Origin of the sequence: Natranaeroarchaeum sulfidigenes (assembly GCF_017094485.1) — an archaeon.
Lineage (GTDB): Archaea > Halobacteriota > Halobacteria > Halobacteriales > Natronoarchaeaceae > Natranaeroarchaeum > Natranaeroarchaeum sulfidigenes.
Genome location: NZ_CP064786.1, coordinates 1,549,118 through 1,569,704 on the forward strand (window position 1 = coordinate 1,549,118; position 20,587 = coordinate 1,569,704).

Sequence of the window (20,587 nt, forward strand, 5' to 3'; positions counted from 1 at the left end):
ATCGCAAGACGGCGATGGATTTTTCCCCGTTAACTTCGTTGCCTTTAATTTCACCCGGATCGCAAGAGGGCGGCGACTTTGACGCGTCTTCTGAACCGCATTGACCTTGAGCATGAGTTAATCACTTGTAACTCACGGCTGAAAACTACCGGACGGGAGAAGGGTGGAAGTGCTCCGACTGGGATTCGAACCCAGGTCATTGACGTGAGAGGCCGCCCTGACCGGGCGAAACAACCTCGAAGCATCCTTGACTATTACCGCCGAAATCGGTGGGTCTGACCTGCGATAATCACTGTTTTGGCTTCTATGTATATAAATCACCCAGACGATTGTCCGCCAGGCAAGTTCGATTGGCAGGACTTGACCCGAAGATCCACGAGGGTGAGATCGAAATCGACCAGACACAAATCGAAGACTGACAAGAAAGACAGTTTCAGCTGATCACATCAGTTTAGAGAGAATGCAGCTTGGATGGGTGTGAAAGCTGGCGGTGCTCCATCGCGGGGCCCGCCTCTGGGAGTGGTCATGGTGTTTTGTGAGATGGTACTCGGGCTTCTTCAGTACGAGACTCCGATTACCTTCTGAGTGATTGGACAGAACTGACTACTCTGAGTGATCTTATAACCGCGATTAGTTGAACAGTCGAAATGAATTTGTAGGAGTCCTGAATGTGTCGGAACGTGAGTCTGACCGGGCGGTTAAAACACTACGTCTACAGGTCGTCCGAGGGAGAGCCCTACATGTGTGGCAACTGTGGGGCTGAATTCGATATCCAGTATCATGTCTGTCCCGAGTGTGGCGGATTCGGTGTCGAGCGCCAACACTGGGAGTTCATCGAGTAGGTTCGTCAATATCGGCTTTCAGATCCCCAATCTCGTGTTGCAATTCCCAGAGCTGCTTGGTGATCCCATCCAGTCTGGTTGCATGAGCCTCCGCACCGACGTGATCAGCGAGCACCCACAGAATCTCCTCTGCCTCACAGTAGACCGTAATACAGTTTCTTTATTCATGGTCCTTTCTGAAATGTTGTGTTATTCCAGATCGGAGATTTTGTATTGACATGGATGGCGCGTCACAACATCTAATACTACGGAGGGAGAAGATAGGGTAAGATGGCCACAAACAACGACAAAATCCAGTTTCGGGGAGAAACTGAGAAGAAGGCGTCTCAGATTGTCGATCAGATGCGTCTTGGTGGGATCAACATCAGTGAGCTTGCTCGACAGGGGCTCCAAGAGAAACTTCGAGAAGTCCTCTCGGACGAGGAGAAGATAACCCTCCATCAGCGATACAAGGAGGGAGAGCTTTCTGAAGACGTTGCAGAGATCCTCCTGGGGGACGCGTTGGAAGAAATTGAGCGGGAGCGGGAGGCCTTCGAGGAGGCTGCGGAGCTCGATACGACTGGAGTTTTCCAGAAGTGAAGATGGTCGACGATGATGTCCGCCATCCAGTTATCGTTGATACAGACGCAGTGATCGCTGTAGCAAACACGAGTCTCTGGCCTCGAATTATAGACAACCTACAGCTGACGACGACTAACGTGTGTTATCACGAGCTCAAGCGCCACGATCGGGAGATGTCTGAGTACGCACCTGAAGGGACGAGAGAGCGGTGGGTTCACGATGGGAGCAAGAAGGCACTTGAGCCGTTCGACGACGAGGATACGTCGTTCACGACGGTTCCGTGTGTTCCTCGACCACATGGAGAAGATGCTGGGGAGAAGTCCGTGAAGACGGAAATCGAACAGAATACGGGGCTGTATCGGTTCGCTATTTTGATGGATAAGCACGGGCGTCGGGCTATTAATCGAGTATTCAGTGACGCTGAAGAGACAACTGGGAAAGCGGTTGCTCCCACGTTTTTGCTGTATCTGTTACTAGACGAGGGAGAGTGTACTGTAGCAGAGTTTTGTCAGGCCTGTGGCGAGATGCTTCGAGGAGAAGGCTGGACGGCGTATCAAGCGATTCAGGCAGCGTGGGAATCGATTCCGGTCGATTGCTCGCAGTATCTCCGGAACGGTTTACTTCCGTAAATACTCTTAAATAAAGAAACTATATTACTCGTAGTAGCTCACTCGTTTGAGCACCTCCGCGAAGGCAACTGTCTCCTTTACCTCGGTGATCTCCACGGTAACGCGTTCACCGCGCTCGGTATCGGGAACGATTACGACGAACCCCCGCTCAACACGCGTGAGCCCGTCGCCTTGATCACCGAGACTCTCGATTTCAACAGTGCGCTGTTCGCCCTCTTTAACCGGTGGCGCTGGTGGCTCAGATTCGTCTGCTGATTGAGCGTCGCTCTCGTTGGATGTCTCACTCGACGAGGTGGGGAGTAAGGCGACACGATACGTTTCGTTTTCTTGGAGATATCCAAGCTGCACCTCTTGCGTCGGAATCTCCACAGTGTACGACTCGCCGTCGTCTTCAACAGTACTGGTAAACAGACAATGTAGTTGCTCGGAGATTTCCATCAGCAGGTCCTGAATCGATATGAGGGGATAGAATACTTGACTTTGGCGTTTGACTTACTCAGGCGCGACAACTGTATCACAACTCGTGCACTCGGCCCAAATCCCTACGGTGCCATCGTCTTTCTCGTACTCGACAAGCAGTCGCGCTCTATGGATCGGCTCACCACAGTCCGGACAGCGACCGAGAGTTGCTTCGTCTGTATTCATTCAAAGGGAATGGAAGGAGCGTGTGACTGGATCCTTCCGAGTAATGATTTCGTATGTTTGAACTTAGTGGTTTGGTGTCTTTGCAAAGACGGATTTAGTTACTTGTATTGGATAGACAGGTAGGTGGAGCAACGCCCCGCACATTTCAGGACAAATCCAATGGATCGACCGTTCGATGGAAGTGAGAGTCGTGTGCAAGAGACTCAGGGGATCTGTTGAAATCATTCGTGATTGATACAAAATCCGTACTGAAGACAGGGCGCGAGTCTTCCACGGAGTTATTCTCGGATTTGATCAGACCGGATCGGCCAGTACAGGGAACACACATACTGCGACGAGTGACAACCTATCTGGAATCCATCAGAACCTCGGTGTAACATGCAGAGCGGTAATTTATCACACGCAGGTACACAAAGGAGTGCACACCACGCATTCCTACTGCATTGAGTGTCGCAGCTACCAACAACGTCTCTTATCCGTCTTTAGATCATATGGTTGATGATGGTCAAACCTAATCCCACATCCACCCAGACAACGCTGTACGTATGCCAAGAGTGCGGAGACGGTGTCGAAGCGTCCGAGTACATGAGTCGGTGCCCCGACTGTGGCGGAGTCCTGCAAAACACCACTGTTCCCCACGACTAACGAGAGGTAGATTGGACACGGAATGAATGAGACCGCTCTGCTGCAGACAGCCTCTGAGTCGGTCACGTCATTCCTGACAGAAGCCGGGCAGTTCGAATAATCAGTGCTGAGCTCGCAGCGCGTATCTCGCGGAAGAGTGCTCCAAGAGGTGGCTCTTGAAAACGTTCGCTACCACCAGAGCCGCGGATGATATTGTGAATTTATCACACGGAGCCTTGATGGCCCCTCAGTACCGATGTGAAGTATGGAGCAGGGGGAACTAACGATCTATCGTAGTTGCATGCCAGTCGTTGATGCCCAGTACAGTCCCGAGAGTGGTCGATCTCCCGCGGAAGTCATCATTGATGCTCTGGCAGAAGCGGGCGGGGTTGACCCGCTCGAACTTCCGCCGCTGTATGAATTCGTTGACGGGGACGCCCTCAACAGTCTGTTCGAGGAGCACGACGGAGCAAACAATGGTGATGCTCTCCTCAGTTTTCGAGTCGAGAACTGGAACGTGTTCATCCGTGCCGATGGCCGCATCCGAGTTTGTGATGGCACTCGACCCACCGACCCGGAACCAGTCTTCGAATCCACTCCGATCTAATTTTCAGACTGAGTGGTATGCGCAAAAACCGAATACTACATTGAGATGCGCTTGGAACCAGTAGAGCGATGGATTGCGTTCGCTAGGATTCTCTGATCTGGGGCATTCTTTGCTGACTATTCAATATATTCAGAAGACATACTAGTGAAAATAAGTCGTTCGAAGGGGAAGCCGGTTCGGTATTCTGTCACTCGTAGCCGTCGTATGACTTGACCAGCGTCAGGAGATCTTGTTCCAGTTCACCGCCAACAAACTGGACGAGTCCCGTCTCGGTCTCGTAGTCGATTATCCGGAGCTCCTCCAGTTTTGGGAGATGGGTATGGTGAAGGGCGATCCGGATGCGTTGGCGATGTTCATCGGATGCTCGCTCAGCGTTTTCGTCTCCAACCCTGTCTGCAACCCGGTCTACGAGTGCATCGTGTTCCAGTGTCTTATCCGATGCGGTAGTCAGAGAGTTGAGGATTGCCCGTCGATGTTCGTTCGCTACTGCCGACAGAAGCCTATCGGGGGAGATTGGTCTCTCCCGTTCCGTTGAGCTGAAAAGATCGTCGGTCTGTTGGAGATCACGTGCCCCCGGCTCTAGATTCTCATCCATACTTCCATAGCGGAGCGCCAACTCCCTGGCTCTGTTCCATGGTGTACAAAGGGATCAGCCGATTTGCTTATTCCTCGGGCTCGGGGGTAAGCAATGTATGCCTGACGAACGCACCGATGGCACGACGCAGCCGTTCGGTCACGGCTTGATCGGAAATCCCGAGTTCGTCCGCGAGCTCCTCGGTCGTGCAGCCTCGTGGAATGTCGTAGTATCCCATCCGAACAGCAAGCATGAGCGCTTCTCGTTGTGGCTCGCTCAGGCCGTACCACGGACCAGCGCCTGGATCCGTAGGATTGTACACCCGAATGAGTTCCAGGGATATGTGCGCATCCTCACAACAGGCTTGAGCCTGAGACAAGGCCTCACGGTGAGGGAATCGAATCTCGAAATCCCATCCTTCTGACGTTCCAGTCGCGCTCAATATCTGCCCCTCGTGGTTCATGATGCATTGAAAGAGATGGTCCTGACTCGCATCCCAGTCCAGCCTGAACAACGTTCGATCTCCGAACACTTCCATCTCAGTTACGCGGTTGACAGTTGGATAGCGTTCGACAGCATCGAGAAACCCGTCTTCGACCGGTTCGTAGACCCAGAAGAGCGGGACGGTGGCATCACCACTCGGGACGAGCGTTTCGAGTTCGATAGCCGACGCCTCATCGAGACTGAGAATCTGCCCGAGTTCGAAGTCATCGGGCGGTATTCGGACTTCCGTAATCACACTCATACTCGCTTATGGGTCTAGGTTGCGCTGGGCCGTACAAAAGATGGAGGCATGGTGCACCATGTCCGATGGTGTTCTACATATCTTCCCACTTGCACAATACACTATACCATCCATCTGCTGTATTTTTCATAGAGTTAGACCATGGTACACCATGGTCAGTTATCCGTCCCCGACGTGAACGTTCTCGCATGGCAACTGAGATGGAATTCACAGTCCCAGCCGAGGAGTTTCCGCTGGGAAGTATTTTCGAGAATTTACCGGGAGTGACGGTCGAGTTGGAGCGGCTCATTCCACACGAGATGCTGACAATCCCGTACTACTGGGTGCGTGGCGCGGAAACCGAGAAGATCGAAACCGAATTCGACCCACACGCTGGCGTGACGGACATCCGACTGGTCGATAGGGTTGAACACGAGTATCTCATGCGCGCGGAGTGGGTGCGAGAATACGATGGGCTGTTGACTGCGCTGTCAGAGACGAACCTGACCGTTCTCTCGGGGGTCGGAACAGTTGACGGGTGGCGCTTCGAGGTACGAGGGGACACTCAAGAAGCAATCGCTGAGTTTCGAACTCACTGCCAACAAAATGATGTTTCAATCGATATTTCGATGGTCCACGCTTTGCTCCCGATCCAGGGAGATAGCTTCGAGTTGACCGAAACCCAGCGAGAGGCTCTGGTATTGGCCTACGAGCGTGGCTACTTCGATACGCCACGGGAGTCATCACTCGAAGAAATCGCTGCTGAGTTCGGTATTACCCAGCAGTCACTGTCTTCTCGACTCCGACGCGGTCATCGACGCCTCATCAGTGAGACTCTCATCACTTCGTAGAACTACGTGATTACCCATAGATTCACCCAACCATTCCACTCGGGAATCAACGCCTAAGAGACGCCTCCGACAGTACAGATGCGACAATTCGCTTTCGGATCCATGGTACACCACCCCTTGCGACTATTCATGTGCCAGACGAAGGATTCTGCATGGCGACCGTAATGGAGTTTACGAGTCCGACAGCGGAGTTTCCACTGGGAACTGTGTTCGAGAACTTGCCGGGAGTGACGGTTGAACTGGAACGACTGATCCCACACGAGACGCTGATCATCCCGTACTTCTGGGTGCGTGGTGCAGAAACTGAGGACATCGAAGCCGCGTTCGAACCACACGCTGGCGTGACGGGCATTCGACTGGTCGATAGCGTCGAGGACGAGTATCTCATGCGTGCAGAGTGGGAGCAAGAATACTTCGGCGTCCTGAGTGCGCTGGCCAAGGCCAACGTCGTCGTGCTCACTGGGATCGGAACGAGAGACGAGTGGCGATTCGAGGTGCGCGGCGAAAGTCAGGAAGCAATCGCTGCGTTTCGAGAGTACTGCCAGGAAAACGACATCCCGATAGAGATCACCGCTGTCCACGCCATGCTTCCAATCCAAGGGGAGGGCTACGAGTTAACCGAAACCCAACGCGAGGCACTGGTATTGGCCTACGAGCGTGGCTACTTCGACACGCCCCGTGAGGCGTCGCTCGAAGAGATCGCAGACGATCTCGGCATTACCCAGCAATCGCTGTCCTCACGACTCCGCCGCGGGCATCGTCGCCTCATTGGAGCGACTCTCGTTAGTTCGTCATGATCCTTCTGGCGGTTCTTTATTTAAACCTCCTGTATAATCAGTAGGCTTGCTAAACCGATTCAGGCCGCTAGAACGGGTAGATATGAGCACGATGGTAGCCGGGGTTGGAGTAGAAGCGGTCGAGTATCAGCAGGAAACTGGTATTGTTCGTACCCAGTTTAATCAAGAGAAGACTCCCCCAAGCACGGCTGTTATCGCAACGCTGGCGGACGTGATGGACGCTGATCCGGTTGAACTTGACCCGCTGCGTTCTACTGTTGACCCAGAGGCGTTGAATGCGTTCGTCCGTGTTCGAAACGGGACGGAGGGGGATATCCACGTCACGTTCACCCACGAGGACCACATGATAACCGTGTACAGCTACGGCGTTGTCACTGTCGCACCAGGGCACGAACCAGCAGCGGAAAATTCCGGGAGGAACGCGAGAAGATGACGTCTGAGGAGACTCCGGTCACGTCGAAAGCGGAACTGAACGACGAGCTAAAAGCGCTCCTTCTCAGGGCCTATGAGAATGGAATCGATGTAGAAGGAGGATTCGAATGCCGGAACGGAGTCGAACATCCTGACTGGGACGTGATCGTCACCGAAGTCGAAAAGAACGACCATTCGGAGTGAACAACTGCGAGGAAGACCGGATCGGTAATAGGGTATCGAACCGTGGATGACAAGTGCCGTACCAGTGACCGAATCGAACACGTACTCTCAGCCCAACAGTGGCGAGTCTTATGTGTGTTACTGAGAGATGATTCCAGACCTGCAGATCCGATACTTTGTGGCGGAGAGATACTTGGACCCGAGGAGCACCTCACGGTCTGTTGCGAACTCCACACGTACTGCTTCCCGAGTTATCGAATGAGGGGTTCGTCGAGTTCGACAGGTTTGAAGACATACGACGAGGAACGAAATTCGACGAGGTGCGTCGGTTTCTCGAACAGATCGATGACGATCATGACGAGTACCTGGACCTGTTCCGGTGCTGAAGGCGCTTGGCTCACACGACTACCTGAATATCTAGCAGAACTAGTAGAGCCCCCAGCGGTCGATACGCAAAGCCACTGATCGGTTGGTTCATTTGGATCTATGCGAAACCAACACCGACCGACTGCTGACTTCATCCTCTGTATCTCGCACGGCGCGCGAAACGTGCCACCAATTGAGGGTTTCAACAGAGCGGTTCTTGATGATTTCAACAGAACCGACTCAGGCTAGTCAAGATCTCCGGCGGAGACTTCTTTGGACGGCATTTTCATTATCACTCCCCACGTACTGTCTGACATATCTGTGATGCGTGACCAGACGACGGTTGAACTCACAAATACGGGATGGCTTGACAACGGCAGTACGCCGAGCCAACCGTGTCTACGTCTCCATATTACACTGACTTCCGACGACCTGGCAGAACGCTTTCAGCCGGGGGACGGATCGACGTATCGTCCCTCTGACCTTGATCTGTATTTCCGTGATCGGTCCTCCTCCCGAGCTGCTGTTGAGGATGGAATTCTCACGATAAGTGACCGGCTGACAGGGGATCTGTTGCTTGAAGCGGTTGTCAGCGCTTCGGTAATTGAACGGTTCGTGTCCGCGGTTCGCCAGTACGCTGCTCGGACTGGTAATGACCGCAAATACACGGTCGAATTGCAGTGTGAGGGGACCATCGCTACCTCGTTTGAGAAACGGATATTCATCGTCTACAACGCAGAAAACGAGCTGCTCCGAGAACGGAGTGTGGTCCCAGGACATATCGAGTTGTGACAGCAGCTACCGTCGTGGTAGTGACAACTCTGTCTCAACAAGACTGATTGCAATTTGCGTGCAATTCGCTACTAGAATGGTGACGGGAGAAGCAAACTGGGGGACCCCACTCGATACTGGTGGCGAGGCGTTCGAGCTCTTCGGAAACGCCCGTAAAGCATGGATCTACACCTATGTCAACCATCACGCGGAAACGACGGTTCAGGATATTGTTGAGACGCTTGATCTCCCGGAGCGCACGGTGTACGAGTATGTCGACGATCTCGAAGCCGCAGGATTCATCGACCAGTCAAATGACGGCCGGCCAGCAGAGTATACGGCGCACGAAATCGATCTCCAGCTGGTCGAAGGCGATGCAGAACGACGAATTACGTCGGAGCTAGTCGAAGCAATTGCCCGTCGGCTTCGTGATGACGACATCGATACGTACATCGATCGGCACGGGCTTGATGGTCTCGCCGTCGCACTCGACTATGCCTGTGAGTACGCCGACGGGACAGTCACACACCAGATTATGGCTCGTGAACAAGAACTCGCACCCGTAGAAGCAGGCGTCATTCTGGACGCGCTTCGCCCCATCGTCGTGGATTGACCCGGTATGGAACGCAACAGAGCGGATGAGTTCAGCACGGAGACTTCGGATGTTTCGGCTTGAAGCCGGTGAATTAGCGGTTAAGTGGAGAGTGTTTACTGAACGTCGTGCCGGGATACTAATGTGATAGTAGAACGTCTCTCTTTGGAGATAGTTGATATGCTCAAAGAGGTGGCGGAGATAACGAATATGTGGGGAAGACACTCTAATCCGAAGAGCGGATGGAGTCGAATGGCCGCAGCGTTCGTGGCCGTGGGCGCACTCTACCATCGGCAATGGAAGTTGTTGGGACTCACTCTCCTGTTTTTACTCATCAATCCGGTGCTATTCCCCGAACCAAGTGAAGAGTTGGATGACTGGATGTACAAGGTCGTCCGTGCTGAAGAACGCTGGACTAATGACGGGCACCGCTTCATCGGTTTCGACTATCCCCAGATTCTAAACACCGCGAGTATTCCAATCGGGATGTATGGTCTCTACGCGGCGTACAAACGCAAGCCTGTCCCAACGTTGGTTTGCACGCTCGCATCGATAGGCCTCAACCAGTGGTGTTTGAAAGAGATCATCGAGTACTACGAAGAAGTCAATTCGTAGGAAGAATACGCACCAGCGATCAATCTGAGGATCGCGTCGAAAAAGCGGATACAGAGTTCGTTGGACTGGCACTTGATATCCTACTTGATTATACTCCCGATCACAGTAGTTGAGACCGGTTCTTCGATGGCTACGGTTCTCAAACCGCTTGTGCCGACAGTGACTTGTATCTTTCAAGGCTTTCGTAGCTTTCACTCCTAACACTCTTCACAGTGGCTGACGTACCCCCACTCAACAATGTCAATCGATCGTGATACCTTCGAGAACACGAGCGAAAACGAACTCGCTGATCTTTCGGTCCCGGATCAGGTGCTTGGGTTTCTCGTTGCCAATCAGGACCGGGCGTTCAAGGCGCGCGAAATCGCCTCCCACCTCAGCGTTGACGAGGGTGCAGTTAGCACCGCACTCTCACGGTTGAAGGACCGCAGTCTGATCGAACACAAGGCGACATACTGGGCGGTGACTGACGACGCTGAGCGGCTTGACAGATACAGCGGGTATGAACGAACAACGGCTCTGTTCAACGACCAGTTGGGTGCGGAGGAGAAAGAGTCTTGGCGTGAGCATGCACCGCAGAAGCCACACCGAGCGTCGAGGACGAACAGTGACCGACGAAGAGACACCGATCTTCGAGCGCGGTGATGTCGTCTACCGTGATGATCTACCGGTATAGAAGCTCATCCAAGTCATCGGCAGTTAGCGAATTATGGGTCTCAAGATATGCTTCAAGATCTTCGACAGATTCAAAATCTGTAATCATCTCCAACGTCTGTTGAGCTTGTTGGTTAAAACTTGAGAACAGATTCGATTTCTTCCTTACTAGCGGTGTTATCCTCTGCAAGATTCTCAATCGCTTCGAGAACCTCCACCGGGACGTGGGGGTCATCGTCCCCATCATGCTGGGTGGGCTCCCGAGCGAATTCAGTAGACATACCGAATGCTAAGTGAGTCATCCGTATGAATCTAACTGACTGAATCGATATTGCATGAGTAGTAGGGGTCACATCACTCGTTGCAGCAGGCCATCGAGTCGGTTCAACACTACCTCGCAATTCCGGTCTTTTCTAGCATTCTCCCGTAATTCATCGAATAAGTCAGCGAGGGCTGCCACAGTTGAGTTGTCTAGTGATGTTGGGTCGATTACAGGGAGTGATTCGAGTGCGCTGATACTGAGTTTTTCATAACCGCCTTGTTGCGGTTGAGTCTGTGTCTGGATTACTCGCTGGCCAATGGGGCTATTTAGGTACGCGAGTAACGCCTTCAACTCAGTTTCGCTCACCGCTACGTCGTAGAACCCTCGGAAATTATGGATGTGCCTCGCGGTCGTCTCGTTTAGCAGGAAAGCGAATCCATCCCGATCAGCATCTGGGACAAGAACGCGAGGTGATGATTGTCTCCGAGGTCGATACCAGTATGGCCGGTTTTGGAGTACTGTAGTCCCGGCAAGGTCCCGCTCAGTTATCGCGTTCTGTAGGTACGCGACGGTATTCGCTCTGTCAGCTTCGTCATTTGGCACTGCGACTGTCCCATTCTCCACCTGTCGCTTGAAGGCTAGGTCTGACTCTGGAACCGTTGGGAGTTCGTCCGGATCAAGTAACCACGCTTCTTTCTCAGATGCCCGTAATTCCTCCCAGTCGCTTTCACAGATATCATATCCTTCTGTGACCTGTGGCCGTCTGATGAGTCGAGACAGATCTTGGTCGGGAATACCATACGCATCGACATCGCTCTGGCTGAGACAGAATACTTCAACGTCCCCGGTTGATTTACCTCGGTCGATGCTAACGAACTCACCGAGCGGCGTGAGCCCACTTGTGTCGATATCACTGGGCGCGAGTCGTGCTGTCCAGTTGTTCTCAGGAGCGAGTTCTCCTTGCTGCACATGATTGATGTATCCCCACTCGGTTTCGCCTTGTTCACCGTTCCGTAGTGCGTGTCGCAGAGTACTCGCCTCAATCGACTTATCGACGCGAATGAACCGCGTCATTCCGCCCGCAGTATCCGTCGTTTTAGCTTCGATGAAGCTCAGGAGGGCCGTGACTTGGGCGTCCTCAAACACCGAGTCTCCTTCAGTGTCAAACTGCACGAAAGCAGTAATGCTAAACTCGTCTAACAAGAACTGTTTGAGTGATTCACCGTAATCAGTAGCCATGAAACTATCTGGTGTCAGAAAAGCTGCGCAGTCTCCAGGCGCAAGGAACGACCGAGCGTGGTACATAAAATACGTGTACAGCGGTGATCGAGCACTGATATCGAGTCCCGTAATCCTCTCCATTTGCGTATTGACTCGATTCTTGTAGGTGTCTTCCAGTACATCTCCTTTCACATACGGCGGGTTGCAGACAATCGCGTCGACATCTCGGTCCAGATCATCTACGGAGAGTTCAAGAAAGTCAGTCACCTGCGTGTCGTGCGCCTGCCGGTACAGTGTGAGTGCGGTGGTCCCCATAAGACGTGAGAGACGACTCCGATCAATCCCGTTAACGTGAGATGGCTCCGTGCTCACATCCCATAGTGGATGGAACGGGCCCGAAAGCACACCTGCACCCATCCCCGGGTCGAGCACGTTGTCATCCCCACTGGCTGCCCACGTCCGCATGAGCGAACTAATGGACGGAGGCGTTCGAAACTGGCCGAGCATTTGCCGGTCATCGGTCGACATCAGGTCCGCATAGAGTCGGCCGATAGCTTCAGCCGGTTCGCCTGAATCTAGCAACCAGTCACGAGCGTCGAGTACCGGTTCGAGATCGGCGTCGTCAGCGAGCCAGACAATCTCATCGAGGAAGTATTCGTCAAACGCTGGATTTCCTGTTTGCTCCGCCGCTCGTCGCAGTGCCGCTCGTGTGTCGGTAGCAAGCTGTGGAAGGTCATCGTACTGATGATGCCACTCGTAGAGTGTTGCTTTAAGGAGGACGTTTAACACGGCTTGCCGAGCAATGATCGTTTGAGTGTGCTCAGCAGGTGGATCATCAACCCCGTGGAGTGCACACCACTCTGTAATTGCTTCGCGTAGTGACTCAGGAACACCAGTATCGATCGCACCGGTAACGGCATCGGCTGCCGTCTCAAGCCTCTCGACGAGAGCATCATGCATATGCTCGTCAAACCGATCCGGCACATGCACCCAATCACTGTCACTCGGTGCGTCAGCACGAGGCGGCGTGACACGTTCCCCGACCGTCGTAGTCTGCGTTACGGGCACCGGGTCAGCGTCTTGAGAGCCGTAGCAATCACCAGTCGGCAGTCGTAACCGACTGACTGACTCAGTTCCCGAATTTGCGCGTACCATATAGGTAAAACAGTATATTTTACTGGTCGTTTAAAAGGGTAAGCCTTGGATGGGGCGACGTTGAAACCCAGCGTCTTCATGCGGGTCCGGAGCTCGGATTTCGGTTTTCGTGGAGTCGTTAGAAGAGAAAATAATCGGCCGATCCGAGACACACCGAAAGACACAGTAATCTGTGTACCCATAGGAATCTATATGCCTAGTATCACCGTCAACGTGGACGACGACCTCAAAGAGCGCATGGAAAACCACCCGGAAATCAACTGGAGTGAGGTCACCCGGCAGGCTATCCAGGAGAAAGTCGATACGCTGGAAGTGATGGACGAACTCACCAGCGAGAGCGACCTCACTGAGAGCGATGTGCAAGAAATCGCTCAAAAGATCAACGAAAGTGGGCGCAAGCACGTTGACGAGGAATCGGTGTAGAGACGACGAATGAAGCTGGTCATCGACGCCAATGTCGTCATCTCCGCGCTCATCGCTGATTCGAAAACACGGGAGCTCATCGTTACGCTTGAACCTGACCTGCTGACTCCCGCGTTCGTCCACGACGAGATCGAAAACTACCAGGAACTGATCGTCGAGAAGTCCGGAATGGAACCAGATCGAGTCTCACAGTTCATCGACCTTCTGTTCCAGTATATCGATGTTGTGCCTGCCAGCGAGTTCTATCCGGCTATCGAGAGCGCAGACGAAGCAATCGGCGATACCGACCCTGACGACGTACTGTACCTGGCGTGTGCGATCGGCTGTGATTCGGCCATCTGGAGTGACGATTCCGATTTCGACGAGCAGGGGCTGGTTGCGGTCTATTCAACGAGCGACGTACTCGACTCATTCGATACACGCTAGCCCGGGACAGCAACCCCACGGATTCTCCGACTGTCTATGAAGACAATCGTCGATCAATCAGTACAGGACTGAAGTCGGTCAATACAGGTGAGACAATGAACACTCACTACCCCAACTTGCCAGTTTAGATTTCTGCAAGCCTCCAATTGAGTGGGAGGAGTGTTGTTCCAAGTAGGGATCTACGCCTCATACCAAATAATCATTCTAACGCTACCTAAATGTGAAGGTGATGAACGTCATATCTCTGCATAGTTGACATCAATGTTTCCGTCGTCATCAATGGCAAGGTCAACATATCCAATGCTAAAATCAACCTCAATAGGTTCTCTTTCCTCGTTATTGAGTTGTATATATAGTTGAGTTCCCTCTACGACATCCCTTTTCGGAAATGGCCCGAAGGTTTCTGAGCCGTCTGGATCAACCGTCTCGGTACCTGAGACCACCACATCATCGTCGTTAGTACTAACGATGCAGATAGACACTTCAATAGGATCCGGTGTTCGGTTGAATATAGTGACGCTACGGGTTGGTGAGTCTGGATCAACACAGCCAGCGAAACCAGCCATTCCCGTAGTAACACCAGCCAGGAGAGAGCGTCGCTTCATGTTAGGAAGATTAAATAGCGGATATAAGTGTTTATCCAAGGTTACGCGATGGGCTGAGTATCGATTCGTTCAATTTGCAGGGCTACCTAACGGCTGAATCACTGGTAGTGGACTGAAACAAACGAAGTTGGTGCTGCACTCCTTCAGATGCGTTCTATTTTTCTGTCACTCTTTCGAGCAACTCGGCAGCTCTTCCAGCTGCGTCATCTCGGTCAACACCCGCTTCCACCAACCGCTCGATCATGCGGATACGGATATCGTCGTCTGCTAACGGTTCCCTCGAAACAATATACCCGTGAGCCTGTAAGTAGTCCTCAAGCTCTTCAGCTTTGTTACGCCGGAACCGATCTACGTCACCTGAATACAACGCCTCGACGAGTTGTTCCGCATCACCACCGAGTTCTTCAGCGAGCTCTGAAACACGCTCGATGTACGTATCACTTACTCCGTCAGCGACTTCGAGTACAGATCGATCGACTGGATCGCCTCGACCGATCTGCCACGCCTGAGCAAACTCTTCAAGCGCTGCGATATTCTGCTGAACTTCATCGAGTGTCTTAGGCTCTGCCGGCACGAAGCCAGATCGGTCTCGCTCAAGCAGGTTCTGCAATTGCCCAACTCGTTCAATCCCGAGTTCCAGGAGGTCATACAGCACCTCGATGTCCTCCACTACGTACCACAGGTGGGCCGTCCCAGCCCCATCGTACGGATTGAATGGCTCCACGCCAAGCACATCGCCGTAAGACTCGTGATCGTCCGCATCCGGCTCGGCCGGGCTCGGAGTAAGACTCTCAATGCTGTCGACTGTCGGAACCTGAACTGATTCACTCAAATCTTGCACTTCAGCCAGATCGATCGTCGTCCACTCCACATCAGATGTCTCTTCTAGCGCTACACGCCATTTCGCCACCTCATCACCTTGGGCAGTGAAGTAGAAGATCTGTCTGCCCTCTTTCGCCAACTCAATAAGCGACTCAATGATCACTTCCGCACGCAAATCATCCGTATTCGCCAGTGTCTCGTCAAGAAGGATAGGCAGCTTAGCACCCTGCTCTTGCTGCTCTACAAAAGCTAACCGGACAGCCAGCAACACTTGGACGCGCGTCCCGCTCGACAACTTCTCAAGAGCGAACCCCTTCTGTTTCGCTGTATCGTAAGCACGGAACGTCTGCTCGCCCTCCGCGAGCATTAGCTCGTATCGACCATGCGTAATCGTGGCTAACAATTCATTAGCCCGCTGGAACACCGACGGGCGACTCGCTTCAACCGTTTTCTCTTGGATGTGCTCAACCAGTACATCGCCGACCATCGCAGAGTAATCGTCATCAAGCTGTTCTCCTAGCGCTGTCAGCGCACGTTCCTTCTCAGTAATCGCCTCTTCAACCTCGGACCCGGACTTGGCCTCCTTAATCTTCGCCTCGATCCCCGAGATTTGTTCCTGAATGCTATCGTAGCGTTCCGCGGTTTCCTTCGCTTGGCGCAACTCCTGTTTCAATGCTGGCAGCTCCTCCTCTTTGAGTTCCGGCTTAAACGCTGGCAGCGTCTCAAGCTCTTCTTCTTCCTGCTCAACAATCGCTGCAGTCTGCTCTACCTCGCTTTTCGCATCCCCATATTCCTCAACTTGCTCGCAAAGCGCTTCTAACGCGTCCCGATCACCAGGATCCAAATCTAACGTCGTGAAGATCTCCTCCTGTTCGTCCTGTAGCTTTGTGAGCTTCCCCGTTGCCTTCTCGATGGTTTCCTTCGCATCAGTCAACTCCCGCGTCGCAGTCTCGTAATCAGATTGCCGCCGTTCTAACTCCCGGATTCGTTCAGTCGCAGTCGCTGAATCATTCACCTCGTCAGACCCGTACTCGCCTAGTTCACTCTGGATCGTCTCTCGTCCTTCCTCCAGATTCTCCTGCACACGGTCAAGTTCCGCCTCCAAGCGAACGACTTCATCATTGACTTCCTGCCAGTCAAGCACTCGCCGGACGATAACCGCCAGTTCAATATCCGTCGTCTCGGGAGCAGCCCCGATCTCCTCCCGCAGGTCTTCGCGCTTTGCCGCTAATGCCTCTTGCTTGCTGTCAATATCTTGCTCGGCAACCAGTGCGTCTCGTTTCTGTTGTCGCTCTTCAACCACCTTGTGTTCCGCTATCTCGTCGTAAATCTCCACCAACCGGTCCCGCACCTCATTTTCAGTCCATGACGCAGGCGATTCGACTCCAGTCTGTTTGAACGACTCACGATGAGGTTCTCGCCCACTCCCAGAGGTTTCTGTATCTCCCTGTTGCCGATATCCGTAGACGAACAGTGCCACCCCGACGAGAACGACACTGAACAGAAGCGGATTTACGAGGACTCCAAGTGCGACACCGGCTAACGACACGACCCCAGCTGAGACAGCCCCGATGCGGAACGCAGCCTCACCACCACTCGCCACCTCCACGTTTTGTCCCGCCATTAACCACTCTTCCAACGCTTTGCTCCCGCGTTCCAATGATCGAAGATCGGCCTCTGGCGGTTCTTCGGTATCCGCCCACTGCTCGATCGTTTCCCGTCGTTGCCGTTCTGCCTGCACTTGCTCGGCCGTGCGAGCGAACTCAGACACGTCCTTCCACGTTCCTGGCTGCAGATCGACTAACGCATCGTGGTCGATTTCGAGCGGAATCCCCTCACGAGCACTTTGTCGTTCCGCCTTCGCCCCCTCTAACGCTTCCTCAACCTCATCTTTTCTAGACTCGGCCTCTTCCAACGTATCTCGCCGCCTTTTCAGACGCGCAATGACTCCCTCAGAGACCCCGTCTTCGGGGAGCGCCGTTGCTTCAAGAGTCGCTTCAGCATCCTCCTGTTTGGCCTCAGACTCCTGCTTCTCAATTTCCCACTCATCGATCTGCTCGTCAAGTTCTTCAACCTGAGACAGTTCATCCCCACCGACCTGTTCCAGCACGCCCGGGAACTCACCTAGCTCTTCCTTCGCATCTTGGTGGTCCGATTTTGCTTCCCGGTACGTGATCGCCTGGGCAAGGACTTCTTTTTGATCCCGCGCCTGTTTTGCTTCCTCCAACTCGCTTCGAAGCTTCGTCAGCCGACTCCGTTCCTCTTCCAACCCTTTGGCATCGGTACGCTCGTCTCGCCACGTCTCAACCGCGTCTTGTGCATCTTGATAAACACCTTTTCGCCGCGTGATCGGTGACTCCCCGTAGCCTAACTCATCATGCGCCGCAGACAGATCATACCCGCCAGCTGATTCTCGCTCGATCGTCTCAGCAAAACTCTCATTTCGTGTATCTCGCTGGAGCAAATCATGTAGTGACAACAGATACCGATCTCGCTGATCAACCGGAGGCAGGTTCGGCGCTGATGCTTCCTGCCCATTACGCTGATACTCAGCACGAGTATTCGATACGTCAACACGCCATTGCTCCCCGTTCAGTGAAAGTTGCCCAACGAGCTTCTCGCCATTACTCACTACATCTGGCCACAGCACCCGCATAATCGAGTTCGCTGTCGTCGTCTTCCCAGCTCCATTCGGCCCATGAACAAGATTAATCCCTGGACAGCACCCGTCAATTTCGAACCCTCCAGTCTCAAACCCGGGAGCACGGACAATATCCAACTGCTCAACTGTAACAGGTTCGTTTTCTGCTGTCATAACTGGTCTTCCTTCTGTTGGAGAAGCGTATCAAGTAACACGCGTGCCTCCTGCTCAACGGCCTTTACCGCATCCTCCCGCCTAGGCTGCCCAACATCCGCCTCACGCCGCAGTAAATCATACGCACTAGCACTATGTGCCCGCTGCATCGCTTCATGAGCCTCATCAACCGCTTGATTATACTGCCCATCTGATCCCCCGTTTTCCAGAGCAATCAGTAGGTCCGCTAAATATGAAACTGGTCCCTCCCCGTCCGCTACTGCTTCGAGATCAATATCTGGGTGCGTGTCAACCGTGATCGATTCTATCTGGATATTAACTGACCCCTGTTTGGTCGCAAGTTGCTCTACGAGTGTCTGACTCTCTTCAACGAGTTCCGTGTGTGCGGGCGTGCGTCCCGTGAGCCGAACACGAGGCAGAAACGCGGCCAACTTCCGCGTTTCCAAGTCCTCTTGCACATGCTTTTGCAGTGCCGTTGATATCTTCGACCCGACTGCCTGCAGATCCTCGGCATCTGTCACATCCACCTGAATTTCGTCATAACAGACTGTTCCAAGCGGGAGTTGCTCTGCGTCGATTTTATCAGAAGAAACACTCACAAGCCACGGTCCATGCACCCCTTGCTCGCCCGGATCCAAAGCTTGCGGCGACCCGGGATACAGCGTTAACGGATCCGACTCAATACGAACGCCGGGAACATGAATATGCCCCAACAGCCAGCCCGACACAGGAACGTCTTTCAACTCCGACGAAGTCACCGGCGCATACTCACTTCGTGGAGAATTGAGATCCGCATGAAGAACCCCTACCTGAGGCACATCTGGTGCCTCTGGAAGATCATAACCATCCATCGGTGACGAAGAAATGTGTGGACGATCAAATGACCAGCCGTCAAAATGCACCGCAGCAGCTCCGCCTTTCTGGAGTGTCCACCGCTCCCACGTACCTCCTTTCCCCAACAGATGGAGACTATCCACATCGATATCATCAATCATCCGAGGTAGAAATTCAGAATCGTGATTCCCTGCAACGGCAACCACCGGAATCCCGGCATCATCCAAATCAATGACACCAGCCTCGAACGCTCCATAGGCCTCAAAATACCGATTCTCACGGTCAGCAACATCTCCAGTAAGCACCACGGCGTCTACCTTTCGATCGATAGCCTCCCGAACAACATCCTGCCACACAGACCGAGGAGACATCGACGGTCCATCCAACCGATCAGGAATCCGTGTCGGATGCCGACCCAAATGCAAATCACCGGTACAAAGAACCTCAACCATTTCCATTGAATAACAGTACTGTAGTGAAAACGTTAAAAACCTATCAATATCCCGTGCTCGACAACACTCTACCGTCGCATGGTCGGGCAAGCACCTAGGCCTCAACCCTGCGTTGCCACGAGGTGATGAGTTGACTGAATCAAAAGCTCTACGACGGGAGCTGAAATGTTTACACGTCAGTCGGAGCGCTTCATCGTGATCCTGAGGTCTCTAGCTCACAAACGGTGGTGTGCGAATAGCATGGATTTTAATGATTTCTGCATAATCGAGGGACAACTCCAAGGTGCCAATCTCATACAGCCCTCTATCTACCCGCAAAACCGTTTCCGTGTTCGGAAGCAGCGAGCAGCAAACAGGGGTAATAACGTACGTTTAGCGTCTTTCATTTCAGCAGTGATCACAACAGGATCGTATGCGAGTATTGAAGCGTTGCTAAATGCGTGACTTACCCATCGTACAATTCATACCAAGAAAACAGATGGCTGTGAGCAATACGGTCGTACTGTGAGTCGGATGACTATACTGCCAGTCTGTAATCGTCGGTTTTAGAGCTTAATAGTGCCGAATGATCTCTCTACCGGGGCTAGGCTTTATAAGTGGCTGGTAAATAATCCTGTCCACCTGATATGGTGTCAAACACTTCACACTCAGGGGCGAATCGTGACTCGCAACTAACAGCACTCGATTTCGATGAGTACACTGCCAGCGAACTGGAAAGCCTACTTGACGACCTTACTGAAGAACTCGATCGTCGAGCGCACGACACCGACCTTGCTGAAGCGGAACGAGTCAATTTGGTAAACGGGCAATTCGTCTCATGGGTCACGCTCTCAGCACATGCAAATTCAAAAGCAGTGAAGCCCTGGATACTACGCGTTACCGACACACACGACAAATACGGGGTTGACGGCGACTGGCTATCAAAACAAAAAATCGATGGCACTACCCATATGGATATCACGCCAGTGTCCGAGGGCGATATCATCAAAGTTAGTGGTGCAAGTCACAATAATAAGAAACACCGCTACTATCGCGTTGTCGCGGTTACCGACGATGCGCTATACTACGAACCCCAATACGGCGGGCTTAGTGAAGCGACTGTCATTGAGGAAGTCGGTTGATACAACGT

24 protein-coding genes and 1 pseudogene are annotated in these 20,587 nt (G+C 52.9%); 16 read left to right on the forward strand and 9 right to left on the reverse strand.

Features of this window, described 5'->3' with window-relative positions; genetic code table 11:
• Positions 1 to 680: 680 nt before the first annotated feature.
• The 3 genes from AArcS_RS08135 (at position 681) to AArcS_RS08145 (ending at position 2,032) form a co-directional block, all read left to right on the forward strand.
• On the forward strand, positions 681 to 842 hold the full coding sequence (locus AArcS_RS08135) for a hydrogenase maturation nickel metallochaperone HypA (protein ID WP_238476909.1): 162 nt from the start codon (positions 681 to 683) through the stop codon (positions 840 to 842).
• Between the two features lie 270 nt (positions 843 to 1,112).
• The gene (locus AArcS_RS08140) at positions 1,113 to 1,421 is read left to right on the forward strand and encodes a DUF8065 family protein (RefSeq protein ID WP_238476910.1); all 309 of its coding nucleotides are present in this window, start codon (positions 1,113 to 1,115) and stop codon (positions 1,419 to 1,421) included.
• 2 nt (positions 1,422 to 1,423) lie between these two features.
• The gene (locus tag AArcS_RS08145) at positions 1,424 to 2,032 is read left to right on the forward strand and encodes a hypothetical protein (protein ID WP_238476911.1); all 609 of its coding nucleotides are present in this window, start codon (positions 1,424 to 1,426) and stop codon (positions 2,030 to 2,032) included.
• Between the two features lie 24 nt (positions 2,033 to 2,056).
• Here AArcS_RS08145 and AArcS_RS08150 read toward each other — a convergent pair whose 3' ends face one another.
• Both AArcS_RS08150 and AArcS_RS16000 read right to left on the reverse strand, forming a co-directional pair.
• The gene (locus AArcS_RS08150; protein WP_238476912.1) at positions 2,057 to 2,470 is read right to left on the reverse strand and encodes a TRAM domain-containing protein; all 414 of its coding nucleotides are present in this window, start codon (positions 2,468 to 2,470) and stop codon (positions 2,057 to 2,059) included.
• A 54-nt stretch (positions 2,471 to 2,524) separates the two neighbouring features.
• A complete protein-coding gene (locus tag AArcS_RS16000; protein ID WP_445668768.1) occupies positions 2,525 to 2,677 on the reverse strand; it encodes a DUF7837 family putative zinc-binding protein in 153 nt (50 codons plus the stop codon).
• 501 nt (positions 2,678 to 3,178) lie between these two features.
• On the opposite strand from AArcS_RS16000, the gene AArcS_RS15945 reads away from it, so the two are divergent.
• Both AArcS_RS15945 and AArcS_RS08155 read left to right on the forward strand, forming a co-directional pair.
• Positions 3,179 to 3,322: a rubrerythrin-like domain-containing protein gene (locus tag AArcS_RS15945; protein WP_375139654.1), complete on the forward strand. Its 144-nt coding sequence runs from the start codon at positions 3,179 to 3,181 to the stop codon at positions 3,320 to 3,322.
• Between the two features lie 280 nt (positions 3,323 to 3,602).
• Positions 3,603 to 3,908 (forward strand): HalOD1 output domain-containing protein, encoded by a 306-nt coding sequence (locus AArcS_RS08155; RefSeq protein WP_238476913.1) that lies wholly within the window; start codon positions 3,603 to 3,605, stop codon positions 3,906 to 3,908.
• A gap of 187 nt (positions 3,909 to 4,095) precedes the next feature.
• On the opposite strand, the gene AArcS_RS08160 is transcribed toward AArcS_RS08155, so the two are convergent.
• Positions 4,096 to 4,503 (reverse strand): DUF7344 domain-containing protein, encoded by a 408-nt coding sequence (locus AArcS_RS08160; protein WP_238476914.1) that lies wholly within the window; start codon positions 4,501 to 4,503, stop codon positions 4,096 to 4,098.
• Between the two features lie 67 nt (positions 4,504 to 4,570).
• Positions 4,571 to 5,227, reverse strand: coding sequence for a helix-turn-helix domain-containing protein (locus AArcS_RS08165; protein WP_238476915.1), 657 nt, complete (start codon positions 5,225 to 5,227; stop codon positions 4,571 to 4,573).
• A gap of 188 nt (positions 5,228 to 5,415) precedes the next feature.
• Here AArcS_RS08165 and AArcS_RS08170 point away from each other — a divergent pair, with 188 nt between their 5' ends.
• The 8 genes and pseudogenes from AArcS_RS08170 (at position 5,416) to AArcS_RS08200 (ending at position 10,400) form a co-directional block, all read left to right on the forward strand.
• Positions 5,416 to 6,057 carry a helix-turn-helix domain-containing protein gene (locus AArcS_RS08170; protein ID WP_238476916.1) on the forward strand — a complete coding sequence of 214 codons (642 nt, stop codon included), beginning with the start codon at positions 5,416 to 5,418 and terminating at the stop codon, positions 6,055 to 6,057.
• A 152-nt stretch (positions 6,058 to 6,209) separates the two neighbouring features.
• Positions 6,210 to 6,854: a helix-turn-helix domain-containing protein gene (locus AArcS_RS08175; protein WP_375139655.1), complete on the forward strand. Its 645-nt coding sequence runs from the start codon at positions 6,210 to 6,212 to the stop codon at positions 6,852 to 6,854.
• A gap of 82 nt (positions 6,855 to 6,936) precedes the next feature.
• Positions 6,937 to 7,287, forward strand: coding sequence for a HalOD1 output domain-containing protein (locus AArcS_RS08180; RefSeq protein WP_238476919.1), 351 nt, complete (start codon positions 6,937 to 6,939; stop codon positions 7,285 to 7,287).
• Complete coding sequence (locus AArcS_RS08185; protein ID WP_238476920.1) at positions 7,284 to 7,469, forward strand: hypothetical protein; 186 nt, start codon at positions 7,284 to 7,286, stop codon at positions 7,467 to 7,469. The genes AArcS_RS08180 and AArcS_RS08185 overlap by 4 nt, the downstream gene beginning before the upstream one ends.
• A 669-nt stretch (positions 7,470 to 8,138) precedes the next feature.
• The gene (locus tag AArcS_RS15950; RefSeq protein WP_375139598.1) at positions 8,139 to 8,606 is read left to right on the forward strand and encodes a DUF5793 family protein; all 468 of its coding nucleotides are present in this window, start codon (positions 8,139 to 8,141) and stop codon (positions 8,604 to 8,606) included.
• Positions 8,607 to 8,682: 76 nt separating this feature from the next.
• The gene (locus AArcS_RS08190; protein WP_238476921.1) at positions 8,683 to 9,198 is read left to right on the forward strand and encodes a DUF7437 domain-containing protein; all 516 of its coding nucleotides are present in this window, start codon (positions 8,683 to 8,685) and stop codon (positions 9,196 to 9,198) included.
• A 159-nt stretch (positions 9,199 to 9,357) separates the two neighbouring features.
• Positions 9,358 to 9,792: a DUF6653 family protein gene (locus tag AArcS_RS08195; protein WP_238476922.1), complete on the forward strand. Its 435-nt coding sequence runs from the start codon at positions 9,358 to 9,360 to the stop codon at positions 9,790 to 9,792.
• Positions 9,793 to 10,029: 237 nt separating this feature from the next.
• A pseudogene (locus tag AArcS_RS08200) lies at positions 10,030 to 10,400 on the forward strand (MarR family transcriptional regulator).
• Between the two features lie 177 nt (positions 10,401 to 10,577).
• Here AArcS_RS08200 and AArcS_RS08205 read toward each other — a convergent pair.
• Both AArcS_RS08205 and AArcS_RS08210 read right to left on the reverse strand, forming a co-directional pair.
• Positions 10,578 to 10,724, reverse strand: a complete 147-nt coding sequence (locus AArcS_RS08205; RefSeq protein WP_238476924.1) for a hypothetical protein — start codon at positions 10,722 to 10,724, stop codon at positions 10,578 to 10,580.
• A gap of 68 nt (positions 10,725 to 10,792) precedes the next feature.
• A complete protein-coding gene (locus tag AArcS_RS08210) occupies positions 10,793 to 12,886 on the reverse strand; it encodes an Eco57I restriction-modification methylase domain-containing protein (RefSeq protein WP_238476925.1) in 2,094 nt (697 codons plus the stop codon).
• A 387-nt stretch (positions 12,887 to 13,273) separates the two neighbouring features.
• Here AArcS_RS08210 and AArcS_RS08215 point away from each other — a divergent pair, with 387 nt between their 5' ends.
• Together AArcS_RS08215 and AArcS_RS08220 are read left to right on the forward strand one after the other, a co-directional pair.
• Complete coding sequence (locus AArcS_RS08215) at positions 13,274 to 13,504, forward strand: AF_0619 family ribbon-helix-helix protein (protein WP_238476926.1); 231 nt, start codon at positions 13,274 to 13,276, stop codon at positions 13,502 to 13,504.
• Between the two features lie 9 nt (positions 13,505 to 13,513).
• A complete protein-coding gene (locus AArcS_RS08220) occupies positions 13,514 to 13,930 on the forward strand; it encodes a PIN domain-containing protein (protein WP_238476928.1) in 417 nt (138 codons plus the stop codon).
• A gap of 236 nt (positions 13,931 to 14,166) precedes the next feature.
• Here AArcS_RS08220 and AArcS_RS08225 read toward each other — a convergent pair whose 3' ends face one another.
• The 3 genes from AArcS_RS08225 to AArcS_RS08235 form a co-directional block, all read right to left on the reverse strand.
• Positions 14,167 to 14,535 (reverse strand): hypothetical protein, encoded by a 369-nt coding sequence (locus tag AArcS_RS08225; protein WP_238476929.1) that lies wholly within the window; start codon positions 14,533 to 14,535, stop codon positions 14,167 to 14,169.
• Positions 14,536 to 14,689: 154 nt separating this feature from the next.
• Positions 14,690 to 18,172, reverse strand: a complete 3,483-nt coding sequence (locus AArcS_RS08230) for an ATP-binding protein (RefSeq protein WP_238476930.1) — start codon at positions 18,170 to 18,172, stop codon at positions 14,690 to 14,692.
• On the reverse strand, positions 18,169 to 19,464 hold the full coding sequence (locus tag AArcS_RS08235) for a metallophosphoesterase family protein (RefSeq protein WP_238476931.1): 1,296 nt from the start codon (positions 19,462 to 19,464) through the stop codon (positions 18,169 to 18,171). Before AArcS_RS08235 ends, AArcS_RS08230 begins: the two co-directional genes overlap by 4 nt.
• Positions 19,465 to 20,084: 620 nt before the next feature.
• Here AArcS_RS08235 and AArcS_RS08240 point away from each other — a divergent pair.
• Positions 20,085 to 20,579, forward strand: a complete 495-nt coding sequence (locus tag AArcS_RS08240) for a hypothetical protein (RefSeq protein ID WP_238476932.1) — start codon at positions 20,085 to 20,087, stop codon at positions 20,577 to 20,579.
• Positions 20,580 to 20,587: the final 8 nt, after the last annotated feature.

Bases quoted from the DNA above. Each gene is read 5' to 3' on its own strand.
- AArcS_RS08140 (WP_238476910.1), top strand. From the start codon at position 1,113: ATGGCCACAAACAACGACAAAATCCAGTTTCGGGGAGAAACTGAGAAG.
- AArcS_RS08145 (WP_238476911.1), top strand. From the start codon at position 1,424: ATGGTCGACGATGATGTCCGCCATCCAGTTATCGTTGATACAGACGCA.
- AArcS_RS08150 (WP_238476912.1), bottom strand. From the start codon at position 2,470: ATGGAAATCTCCGAGCAACTACATTGTCTGTTTACCAGTACTGTTGAA.
- AArcS_RS16000 (WP_445668768.1), bottom strand. From the start codon at position 2,677: ATGAATACAGACGAAGCAACTCTCGGTCGCTGTCCGGACTGTGGTGAG.
- AArcS_RS15945 (WP_375139654.1), top strand. From the start codon at position 3,179: ATGGTCAAACCTAATCCCACATCCACCCAGACAACGCTGTACGTATGC.
- AArcS_RS08155 (WP_238476913.1), top strand. From the start codon at position 3,603: ATGCCAGTCGTTGATGCCCAGTACAGTCCCGAGAGTGGTCGATCTCCC.
- AArcS_RS08160 (WP_238476914.1), bottom strand. From the start codon at position 4,503: ATGGATGAGAATCTAGAGCCGGGGGCACGTGATCTCCAACAGACCGAC.
- AArcS_RS08165 (WP_238476915.1), bottom strand. From the start codon at position 5,227: ATGAGTGTGATTACGGAAGTCCGAATACCGCCCGATGACTTCGAACTC.
- AArcS_RS08170 (WP_238476916.1), top strand. From the start codon at position 5,416: ATGGCAACTGAGATGGAATTCACAGTCCCAGCCGAGGAGTTTCCGCTG.
- AArcS_RS08175 (WP_375139655.1), top strand. From the start codon at position 6,210: ATGGCGACCGTAATGGAGTTTACGAGTCCGACAGCGGAGTTTCCACTG.
- AArcS_RS08180 (WP_238476919.1), top strand. From the start codon at position 6,937: ATGAGCACGATGGTAGCCGGGGTTGGAGTAGAAGCGGTCGAGTATCAG.
- AArcS_RS08185 (WP_238476920.1), top strand. From the start codon at position 7,284: ATGACGTCTGAGGAGACTCCGGTCACGTCGAAAGCGGAACTGAACGAC.
- AArcS_RS15950 (WP_375139598.1), top strand. From the start codon at position 8,139: ATGCGTGACCAGACGACGGTTGAACTCACAAATACGGGATGGCTTGAC.
- AArcS_RS08190 (WP_238476921.1), top strand. From the start codon at position 8,683: ATGGTGACGGGAGAAGCAAACTGGGGGACCCCACTCGATACTGGTGGC.
- AArcS_RS08195 (WP_238476922.1), top strand. From the start codon at position 9,358: ATGCTCAAAGAGGTGGCGGAGATAACGAATATGTGGGGAAGACACTCT.
- AArcS_RS08205 (WP_238476924.1), bottom strand. From the start codon at position 10,724: ATGTCTACTGAATTCGCTCGGGAGCCCACCCAGCATGATGGGGACGAT.
- AArcS_RS08210 (WP_238476925.1), bottom strand. From the start codon at position 12,886: ATGCATGATGCTCTCGTCGAGAGGCTTGAGACGGCAGCCGATGCCGTT.
- AArcS_RS08215 (WP_238476926.1), top strand. From the start codon at position 13,274: ATGCCTAGTATCACCGTCAACGTGGACGACGACCTCAAAGAGCGCATG.
- AArcS_RS08220 (WP_238476928.1), top strand. From the start codon at position 13,514: ATGAAGCTGGTCATCGACGCCAATGTCGTCATCTCCGCGCTCATCGCT.
- AArcS_RS08225 (WP_238476929.1), bottom strand. From the start codon at position 14,535: ATGAAGCGACGCTCTCTCCTGGCTGGTGTTACTACGGGAATGGCTGGT.
- AArcS_RS08230 (WP_238476930.1), bottom strand. From the start codon at position 18,172: ATGACAGCAGAAAACGAACCTGTTACAGTTGAGCAGTTGGATATTGTC.
- AArcS_RS08235 (WP_238476931.1), bottom strand. From the start codon at position 19,464: ATGGAAATGGTTGAGGTTCTTTGTACCGGTGATTTGCATTTGGGTCGG.
- AArcS_RS08240 (WP_238476932.1), top strand. From the start codon at position 20,085: ATGGTGTCAAACACTTCACACTCAGGGGCGAATCGTGACTCGCAACTA.